7 protein-coding genes are annotated in these 7,221 nt (G+C 64.2%); 5 read left to right on the top strand and 2 right to left on the bottom strand.

Features of this window, described 5'->3' with window-relative positions; all coding sequences use genetic code 11:
- On the bottom strand, window positions 1-781 hold a 781-nt coding region (locus tag VE759_RS18570; protein ID WP_324935146.1), incomplete at its 3' end, for a DUF4118 domain-containing protein.
- Between the two features lie 560 nt (window positions 782-1,341).
- Here VE759_RS18570 and VE759_RS18575 point away from each other — a divergent pair.
- Genes VE759_RS18575 through VE759_RS18590 form a run of 4 tightly spaced genes read left to right on the top strand, consistent with a single transcriptional unit; the run spans window position 1,342 to window position 6,324 of the window.
- A complete protein-coding gene (locus tag VE759_RS18575; protein WP_324935148.1) occupies window positions 1,342-2,844 on the top strand; it encodes an ABC transporter substrate-binding protein in 1,503 nt (500 codons plus the stop codon).
- A complete protein-coding gene (locus VE759_RS18580) occupies window positions 2,841-3,809 on the top strand; it encodes an ABC transporter permease (protein WP_324935150.1) in 969 nt (322 codons plus the stop codon). Before VE759_RS18575 ends, VE759_RS18580 begins: the two co-directional genes overlap by 4 nt.
- Window positions 3,806-4,690: an ABC transporter permease gene (locus VE759_RS18585; RefSeq protein ID WP_324935152.1), complete on the top strand. Its 885-nt coding sequence runs from the start codon at window positions 3,806-3,808 to the stop codon at window positions 4,688-4,690. The genes VE759_RS18580 and VE759_RS18585 overlap by 4 nt, the downstream gene beginning before the upstream one ends.
- On the top strand, window positions 4,687-6,324 hold the full coding sequence (locus VE759_RS18590; protein ID WP_324935154.1) for an ABC transporter ATP-binding protein: 1,638 nt from the start codon (window positions 4,687-4,689) through the stop codon (window positions 6,322-6,324). The genes VE759_RS18585 and VE759_RS18590 overlap by 4 nt, the downstream gene beginning before the upstream one ends.
- Before the next feature lie 120 nt (window positions 6,325-6,444).
- Here the strand turns inward: VE759_RS18590 and VE759_RS18595 are convergent, their stop codons facing one another.
- Window positions 6,445-6,840 carry a DUF732 domain-containing protein gene (locus tag VE759_RS18595; protein ID WP_324935156.1) on the bottom strand — a complete coding sequence of 132 codons (396 nt, stop codon included), beginning with the start codon at window positions 6,838-6,840 and terminating at the stop codon, window positions 6,445-6,447.
- Window positions 6,841-6,967: 127 nt separating this feature from the next.
- On the opposite strand from VE759_RS18595, the gene VE759_RS18600 reads away from it, so the two are divergent.
- A partial coding sequence (locus VE759_RS18600; protein ID WP_324935157.1) for a class I SAM-dependent methyltransferase occupies window positions 6,968-7,221 on the top strand: 254 nt, incomplete at its 3' end.

Here is a 7,221-nt window from a genome sequence, read left to right on the forward strand (position 1 = left end):
CGAGCGGCAACATTTCCTTGACTTCCGGAGGGACTGGCGCGATCGCGAGCATGACGGTCGCGTCGCCGTCGAAGCGGGACACCGCCGCGCCGTCCACATTCAGGCACCGCCCCATTTCTTCGGCCACCGCCGAGAAGACCTGCGACGGGGAGGCCCCACGCGCGACCAGTGTCGCCACCCGCCGCAGCGCTTCCTGCTGCTCGGCCAACACACGGGCCCGCTCAGCCGCGCGGTCGGCCAGAGCGGCATGCGATCGGGCCAGTTTGGCAAGGATGCTCGTTAACACCCCAACCACCAAGAACGTGCCTACCGCCGTGTGATCCCCGGGAGTGGTCAAACTGATCTGAAGCAATGGCGGGGTGTGAAAGTAGTCGAAGGCCAGGGCGCTGGCCGCCGCTGTCGCCACCGCCAGCCAGAAACCGCGAATGACTGCGGCCACGATCACGCCGAGCAGATAGACCACCAGCAAGAGGTTCACGGGGGCGACAAGCTTGAGCGGGTACAACAAAAGGGTCTCGGCCGCAATCAACGACGCCGTAACCACGATTCCCATTGCCAGCGACGGGGCGCGCCGAGTCAGCAGCCACGATCCGACGCCGGTGCGCGCCGGCTTCGGGTCTGCTGCGCCAAAAGAGGCGCGGCGCGCCGCCAGGCCGACGGAGACCAGCCTGATGCGGCCGCGGCCTACGCCGTCCCTCGCGCCACGATCCGCATCACCGGAGACGCTGACGGGCTGCTCGCGCTGGTGGCCCGCGCGTTGTCGTCGGCCGGCTTCACTCATCAGGACAAACCTGACCTTGCGGACAACGGGCAGGCCGGCTGTGGAAATACGGTGTCCTCACCGCACTCGAAGCGCGGATCGGCAGCAGATACTGGGCGCCGGAACGTGCCCTCGGCGCCGACCCGAGCTACCTTCGCTGCTGCCCCGACCATGTGCTGTAAGAATTGCTCTCTAAGCGAACTCATGTCGCCACCGGTGACCCCCATCGACCACTCCGGCCAGCCGGAGTTCCTATCTACCGGCTAGCATCAGACGGCTATAGCGGTTCACAACCCGTTCGTGAGGCGGCAGGCGCCGTTTGGGTACAGGTCCGGCGGCGACCGTGGCCACCGTCGAAGTAGCCCAAGACAAAAGACCGCGCCAAGGATCAAGGCGAGGATCAAGACAAAGACCAGACCAACGAACAAGACGAAGACACCAGACCACCTCTCCGTGGACGTGCGACAAACCGGAGTTTCGCTCAGCCGCCCGTCACGGTTGACCTGGTGGCCCGGGGGCGGTTTTGGCTCTTCATTGGAGCACGTGTGTTAAGAAGTTCGGCTGGTCTCGTCGCGGCATGCGTGGTCATCGCACTGATATCGAGCATTTCCGCCTGCTCGACCGGCACGCGAGTAGACCTCGGCGGCGAATCGTCAGGAAGCCTCGTCGCCGCGATCGCCGGAGAGCCCGACCAGCTCGACCCCCACAAGACCAGCGCCTATTTCTCGTTCGAGGTTCTGGAAAATGTCTTCGATACTCTCGTCGAGCCCGACGAGAACCTGGAGATGCGGCCAGCGCTCGCCGAGCGGTGGGAGGTCAGCACAGATCAGCTCAGCTGGACCTTCCATTTGCGCAAAGGCGTCACCTTCCATGACGGCAGCCCCTTCACCGCGGATGACGTCGTCTACTCTTACCGCCGCATCATCGATGAAAAGCTCGCTAACGTCGATAAGTTCAGTGCCGTAACCGATGTCAACGCGCCGGACCCGTCGACGGTCGCAATCACGGTCAAACAGCCCACGCCGAACCTGTTGACCAACCTTGGCGGCTTCAAGGGGATGGCGATCGTTCAGCGCAAGAACGTCGAACGCGGCGAGATCGCAAGGCATCCCGTTGGCACGGGCCCGTTCGCTTTTCAGGGTCAGAAGAGCGGGGATTCAATCACCTTGACGGCCAACCGAAACTATTGGGGTGGCGCACCGACAGTTTCGGGGGTGACCTTCCGGTTCATTTCTGAACCATCGACCGCGCTGTCGGCACTGCAGGCGGGTGAAATCGACTGGACCAACGCAATTCCCACTCAACGTGTGGCACAACTGAAGGACGACGAGTCGATCCGGCTCGCGGTGACGCCGAGCAACGATTATTGGTATCTGGCGCTCAATCAAGCGCGCAAGCCGTGGAACGACGTGCGGGTGCGTCAGGCTATCGCGTATGGCATCGACCGAGGAGCGATCGTGCAGGCCACCAGCTACGGCACCGCCACCGCGAACCAACTTGCGATCCCGAAGGGCAACGCCTGGTACACCGACTACGACAGGTACCGCTACGACCCCGAGAAGGCGAAAAGCCTGCTGCGCGACGCCGGCGCCGCGCCCAAGAGCCTCGACATGCTGGTGACGACCGAATACCCGCAGACGGTGACCGCCGGGCAGATTATTGCCGATAATCTTGCCCCGCTTGGCATCACAGTGAATATTCGCACCGTCGACTTCGCGACTTGGCTCGACGAGCAGAACAAGGGCCAGTTCGACATGCTCATGATGGGCTGGCTCGGCAACATCGACCCCGACGACTTCTACTATGCGCAGCACCACACCAACGGAACCAGCAATGCACAGAAGTTCTCGAATCCCGAAGTCGACCGTCTGCTCGATGCCGGGCGTACCGAGACCAATCGCGACGCCCGTAAGTCGGACTACGACACGGCGGCCAGGATCATCGCCGACGAGGTCAGCTACATCTACCTCTACAACCCGTCCGTGATCCAGGCGTGGAATCCCAGATTGTCGGGCTACCAGGCGCGACGCGACGCGGCGATCGAGTTCCACTCGGCGAGCCTGACGCGGGACGGGCCAGCATGACGGCCGTTTTCACCAGCCCCATCGTGCGCTTCCTCGCGCGCAGAATTATCCACTCGTTCGTGGTGCTCCTCGGTGTGCTGATCGTGGTCTTCGCGCTGGTGCATCTGGTCCCGGGCGATCCCGTGCGAATCGCATTGGGCACCCGCTACACGCCGGAGGCCTACCAGGCACTGCGTTCGGCGAGCGGACTCGACCGCCCGATGGTCCAGCAGTTCTTCACCTACATCGGCAATGCACTCACCGGTGATCTCGGTGTGAGCTTTCGCAACGGCGATCCGGTAACCATCAGCCTGCTCGAGCGTCTTCCGGCGACCGTCTCGCTCGGCGTTGTCGGCATCGTGATCGGCCTGCTCATCGCGCTTCCGGCCGGCATCTGGTCGGCACTGCACGAGGGCAGGCTCAGTGACGCAATCGTCAGAGTAGCAAGCCAATTCGGCGTATCGATTCCCGATTTCTGGATGGCAATCCTGCTGATCGGGCTGTTCGCGTCGACTCTCGGCTGGCTTCCGACCTCGGGATATCGCGCGCTAACCGATGATCCGGCCGGCTGGTCGCGACACATCATCCTCCCCGGTCTGACCGTCGGTCTGGTGGCGGGGGCGATCATGACGCGGTACGTCCGCTCGGCGGTACTCGACGTCGCTTCGATGGGATACGTGCGCACTGCGCGGTCAAAGGGGCTGCCGCCGAACGTGGTGACCTTCCGTCACATCGTGCGCAACGCGCTCGTCCCGGTGTTGACCATCACGGGCATCCAGCTTGCGACCATTCTCGGTGGGGTCATCGTCGTCGAGGTGGTGTTCGCCTGGCCAGGGCTAGGACGGTTGGTGTACAACGCCGTGGCGGCCCGCGATTACCCCCTCATCCAGGGCTCGGTGTTGCTCATCGCTGTCCTTTTCCTAGTCATCAACCTGATCGTGGATGCGTTGTACGCGGTTGTCGATCCGAGGATTCGGCTCTCATGACAGATGCTTCACCGGACCAGAGTGCACGAGTCGCCTCCTGGCGGCTGTTGCTGAGCAACCCGGTCACGGTGGCCGGCGCGTTGGTTCTCGTCGGCATCGTCATTGTCGCGGTGACCGCCAATTGGGTTACGCCCTTTGATGTTAACGACATCAACGTGCCCAACGCGCTGCGGCCGCCCAGCGGCGTGCATTGGTTCGGCACCGACGACCTCGGCCGCGACGTCCTCTCCCGGGTGCTGGTGGCGACCCAGGCATCACTGCGGGTTGCGGTGGTGAGCGTCGCGTTCGCCGTCGCGGTCGGGGTGACTATCGGCATGATCGCCGGTTACCGCGGCGGCTGGGTCGACACACTGTTCATGCGCGGCATCGACGTGATGTTCGCATTCCCCGTGCTGCTGTTGGCGTTGGCTATTGTTGCAATTCTCGGGCCCGGCGTGACGACCACGATGCTTGCGATTGGCACCGTTTACACGCCGATCTTCGCGCGGGTGGCAAGGGCCAGCGCGTTGAGCGTGCGCGTCGAACCGTTCGTCCAAATCTCCCGCACGCTGGGCACCGGGCACCTCTACGTCCTGAGTCGCCACATCCTGCCCAACACAGCCGGGCCGCTGATCGTGCAGGCGTCCTTGTCGCTGGCGTTCGCCGTATTGTCGGAGGCCGCGCTGTCATTCCTGGGGCTCGGCATTCAGCCCCCACAGCCGTCGCTCGGGCGGATGATCTTCGATTCGCAGGGCTTCGTGACACTCGCCTGGTGGATGGCGATCTTCCCGGGTGCGGCGATCTTCGTCATCGTCTTGGCGTTCAATCTGCTGGGCGACGGTATGCGGGATGTGCTGGACCCCAAACACCGCACCATGATCGAGGCTCGGAGGAGGCAGTGACGCGGGCTACGGCCGAGCCCCTGCTGAGCGCAAGGGAACTGCGGGTGCGCATCGGCCGACGCGAAATTGTGCGCGGCATCTCGTTCGACATCCGGCGCGAGCAGACGCTGGGCATCGTCGGCGAGTCCGGGTCAGGCAAGTCGATGACCGCGCTCGCGGCCACGGGACTGCTGGATGCCCCGGGTGCGATCGTGACAGGATCGAGTGTGCTTGCCGGCCGGTACGATTCGGCGCCCACCGAGCTCATCGGAGCGTCGGCACGCATGCTGAGGTCCGTGCACGGTGGCCGCATCGGCTTCGTGTTTCAGGACCCGGGGACTTCGCTCAACCCGCTGTTGACACTCGGGCGGCAAATCACCGAGTCACTAGAGGCGCACCGCCGATTGACCCGGCGGCAGTCGCGTGTACGCGCGCTCGACCTATTGGCGGCAGTAGGACTGCAGGATCCTGAAAGCCGTTTGGACGGTTATCCACACCAGCTGTCCGGCGGGCAGCGGCAGCGGGTGATGATCGCGATCGCCCTGGCGTGTGATCCAGAGCTGTTGGTCGCCGACGAGCCGACGACGTCGCTGGACGTGACAACCCAGGCGCAGATCATCGACCTGGTCCGCGATCTGCAGCGCGATTTCGGCACTGCAGTGGTGTGGATCAGCCACGACCTCGGGGTCATCGGCCAGGTTGCCGATGATGTGACTGTGCTCCAGGACGGTGAGGCCGTCGAGCAGGCACCGATCCTGGATGTATTCGACCGACCGCAGCATCCATACACCCGACAGCTTCTGGACGCGCGCCCGTTGATCGGCGGCGATGGTCCGCCGCCTCCATCGGAGGACTCGCCGGTGCTGCTGAAAGTGGACGCGCTTGATGTACGGTTCCCCATCACAGCCCTGGGGAGGTCGATAGTGCATGCAGTGAAAGGCGTTTCGTTCACGATCCGACGCGGGACCACGCTCGGGTTGGTGGGTGAGTCGGGCTCGGGCAAGTCGACGGTGGCCGGGGCGCTCACCGGTCTTGTCAAGCCTGACGGCGGCACGGCGTCGTTGAACAGCGCTGACGTGTTCGGTGTGCGCGGCGCCGCCGAAAAGGCCTTGCGGAGGCGGATCAGCCTCGTGTTCCAGGATCCGTTCTCGTCACTCAATCCTCGCGCGCGAGTGGGGGCGTCGATCGCTGAGCCGCTGATCGTGCACCGGCTCGTCGAGGGAGGCCGCGCAAGACAGGAAAGGGTGGCCGAACTGCTCGATCTAGTCGGGCTGCCGGCGGAATTCGCCTCGAGGTACCCGCATGAGCTCTCGGGTGGACAGCGCCAGCGAGTGAACATCGCGCGGGCACTCGCCCCAGAACCCGACTTGCTGATTCTCGACGAATCCACTGCTTCGCTTGACGTTTCGGTGCAGGCCAGGGTGCTGGATCTGCTGGCGCGGCTCCAGCGCGACCTGGGACTCACCTACCTTTTCATCGCTCACGATCTTGCGGTCATAGAGCTGATGAGCCACGACGTACTCGTCATGCGCGAAGGCGAAGCCGTGGAGTACCGGCCTGCCACAGAACTGTTTGGGGAACCCGAACATGAGTACACCCGCAGACTCCTGGCGGCGGTGCCGCCCGCGCGACCGCGAGCTGCCGACCCGGGTTAACGACTGCCGAACGGTCAAACCCCGCGGCGCATGTCGGCCCACCCGGCGGAGAAGCTATCTAGATAGTTTCATCGACTTTGCTGTGCTGCCCGGCCGCATTGTCCGCAGAGGGCGCGTCGCTTACGTCGCTGCACCGCCTGTGCAGATGTCTCGCACCGCGTACCGGACGATCTGGGTGGCCTGGTAAGCAGTCACGCCATTTCCCTGGCTCTGATGCGAGCTGCCGTAGACCTGCATCTCGAGTGCGCCGGTCGAAACACCGGCAGACAGCTGGGTACAGATCGAATGTCCCGATGCAATCGCGTCGTCGGTGTTGGACGCGTGCACACCGGCGGATTCGAGGTCTTTCAGGAAAGCGATCTCACCAGCCGTGGCGGCATGGGCAGCTGGGCTGAAAGCAACGCTCGCCGCGGCGACGGCTAGAGCGACCAATGTGGTGCGGATGACGTTGCTCACTTCTTGCTCCTCTAGCCTCGCGACGCCCAAAGCAGGCGAGGGCACCTGGCCCGCGCTCATGACAGGTTCAACACCGGCCGAGCCCGCCGCAATCCGCGTCAGGTGTGGCTCTCAGCCAGAGATGAGCCGCGTATCAGGCGCCGCGTGTACCTTTCGGAATCGGCGTGCCGGTATGGGAGGAGTGACGATGCCGCGATTCGACAACGATTCCTGGGACATCACTGAAAGTGTGGGCACGACGGCGCTGGGCGTTGCCGCAGCGCGCGCCGCGGAGACCGACAGCGAAAACCCGCTGATCCGAGACCCCTTCGCGCGGCTGTTTCTCGACGCGGCGGGGCCGGGCATATGGAGCATGTTCGGCAACCCCACGGGGGCCGCCGAGCTCGCCGATCTTGACCCCGACCTGTCTGCGCGTATGAAAGACAGGGTCGACTTTATGGC

The sequence above is a fragment of the Mycobacterium sp. genome, from assembly GCF_035640695.1.
In the GTDB taxonomy this organism is placed as follows: Bacteria; Actinomycetota; Actinomycetes; order Mycobacteriales; family Mycobacteriaceae; genus Mycobacterium.